At 76.1% G+C, this 2,221-nt stretch carries 3 protein-coding genes; all 3 read right to left on the minus strand.

Features of this window, described 5'->3' with window-relative positions; translation table 11 throughout:
• The coding region (locus J1M39_RS12495) for a DNA-formamidopyrimidine glycosylase family protein (RefSeq protein ID WP_206496400.1) at positions 1–720 on the minus strand (720 nt) is incomplete at its 3' end.
• Positions 721–734: 14 nt separating this feature from the next.
• On the minus strand, positions 735–1,175 hold the full coding sequence (locus J1M39_RS01465) for a VOC family protein (protein ID WP_342356355.1): 441 nt from the start codon (positions 1,173–1,175) through the stop codon (positions 735–737).
• Between the two features lie 222 nt (positions 1,176–1,397).
• On the minus strand, positions 1,398–2,221 hold an 824-nt coding region (locus J1M39_RS01470; protein WP_446740319.1), incomplete at its 5' end, for an Lhr family helicase.

Raw genomic sequence — 2,221 nt, forward strand, 5'->3', positions numbered from 1 at the left:
CGTGCTGCTCGCCCGGGACCTGCTGCGCGCCAACGTCCCGCCCGCGGCGGGGGCGGCGGGCGGGACGTTGGCGCGCAGCAGGTCCCGGGCGAGCAGCACGAGTCCGGCGACGTCCTCGACCTCGCCGATCGGCCGGTGCGGGTCGATGCCGGCCAGCAGGAGGGTCTCGCAGCGGTAGATGTTGCCGATCCCGGAGACGAGCCGCTGGTCGAGCAGGGCCAGGCCGACCGGCCGCTCGGGCCGGGCCGTGAGCCGCCGCACGCCCTCGGCGAGCAGCGCGGCGCCGTCGTCGGGCGTGTCCCAGGCCGGGTCCAGCAGGTCGGGGCCGAGGTGGCCGAGGACGGTGGCCTCGTCGGCGGTGGGCACGAGGGTGAGCAGGCCCAGCTGGGCGCCGAGCACGCGGTGCTCCGCCGTCTCCAGCACCGCCCGCACCTGCCAGGCGGGGGCGCCCCACCGCGCGTCGACGGCCGAGACGAGCCAGCGCCCCTCCATCTTCAGGTGCGAGATGAGCGTGAGCGGCCGGGCCCCGGGGCGGGCCGCGGGCGGGGTCAGCCGCATCAGCAGGTACTTGGCGCGCGGCAGGACCTCGGCCACCGTCCAGCCGGTCAGGTCCGCGGTGGCGTGGCGGGGCACGCGCAGATCCGCGTGCGTCAGGACCCGGCCCTCGAGCACGAGGCGGAGCCGGTGCGCGACGCGGACGAGGGAGTCGCCTTCAGGCACGGGCCGTCACCGGCTCAGGCCGCGTTGAGCTGCCAGGTCACGCCGAAGCGGTCCCCGACCCACGCGAAGCGGCGGGAGAAGCCGTCGTCGTCGGGCGGCATGTAGTCACGGCCACCGCCGGCGAGGAGCGCATCGTGGACCGCGTCCACCGCGGTGGCGTCCGGCAGCTCGACGAACAGGCTGATGGCCGGGGTGAACGTGAACCCGTGCGGGGTGAAGGAGTCGAAGAAGCGCAGCCGCTGGCCGGCGATCTCGAGCTCGCCGTGCAGGACCTTGCCCGCCCAAGCGGCGCCGCGCGGGGAGGATTCGTCGAAGAGGTCGCGGCGGACCTCGGTGACCGGCAGGTGCTCCACGAACGCGGTGAGGTAGGCGTCAATGGCCGCACCGGCGTCACCCTCGAACAGGAGGAACGGGGTGACGGAAGGGTCCGAGGGGTGCGGCAGGGAGTCCTCCAGGGCCTGTCTCTTGTAGACATCTGAAGCTGGACGTGCCCGTGGGGGCGGTGCCCACGTCCTCGGGCGGGGCGGCGTCGATGCTCATGGGCCGAACCTACCCCCGGGCCCCGCCTCCGCGACAGGGCCACCCCGGGCAACGCGGGTTGAGTTGTCGCGGGTGTTCGACGGCGGGACCCGTGACAACTCAACCCGCGTTGCGGACGGGCGGACGGGCGTGGGTTCTCAGTTCCGGAACCGAATGCCCGATGGGCTCGAGTAGAACCCCGCGGCCAGCAGCGCCTCGGCCAGCGGCGTGCCGAGCACGGGCCCGCCGTTGACCTTCTCCAGGCTCAACCGCTCGGTGTGGCCGGTGCGCAGCGCCCACACGAGCGCCTCCGCCGCGGCCCGCAGCTCGCCCGATTCCTCCGTGAACGCGAGCAGCGTGCGCCCGCCACGCTCCATGTAGAGGGCCAGCCGCCCCGCGATCAGCACGACGACGGCGCCCGCCTTCCGGCCCGGGCGGTGGCCCGTGGGCACGACGCCGTCCGGCCCGGCCGGCACGGACGGCCAGTCCAGCGCGGCGCCGTAGGGGTTCGCCGGATCCGTCGCGGCCAGGGCGAGGGCGAGCGGGGCGGTGTCGACGGCGGCGTCCTCCTCGTCCCGCTGGAACCCGCGCAGCCGGTCCACCACCGCGCCGGTGGAGAACTGCGCGCCGCCCAGCCCGTCGACGAAGTGGCCGCGGCGCACCTGGCCCGCGTCCTCCATCCGGGTGAGCAGCCGGTACTGCCCCGCGAATCCGCCGGGGACCTCCTCGGCCACCACGGAGCCGCGCGTGATCACGCCGTACCGGTCCAGCAGCAGCTCGGCGGTGGCGTGGGCGCGGATCGTGGGGTCCTGCTCGGCGGCCGGCAGCAGGGACCAGCGGCCGGCCGAGCGGGCCTGCTCCGCGGCCGAGAGCCCGACGGTCCCCGCCGTGAGGCCGGCCGAGCCCCGGGCGCCGCCCTCGGGCGAGGCGAGCCCCGCGTACCGGCCACGCCCGCGCACCCCGGCCAGCCGCCCGCCGAGCC

Source organism: Micrococcus sp. KRD077 (assembly GCF_017168505.1).
Taxonomy (GTDB): domain Bacteria; phylum Actinomycetota; class Actinomycetes; order Actinomycetales; family Micrococcaceae; genus Micrococcus; species Micrococcus luteus.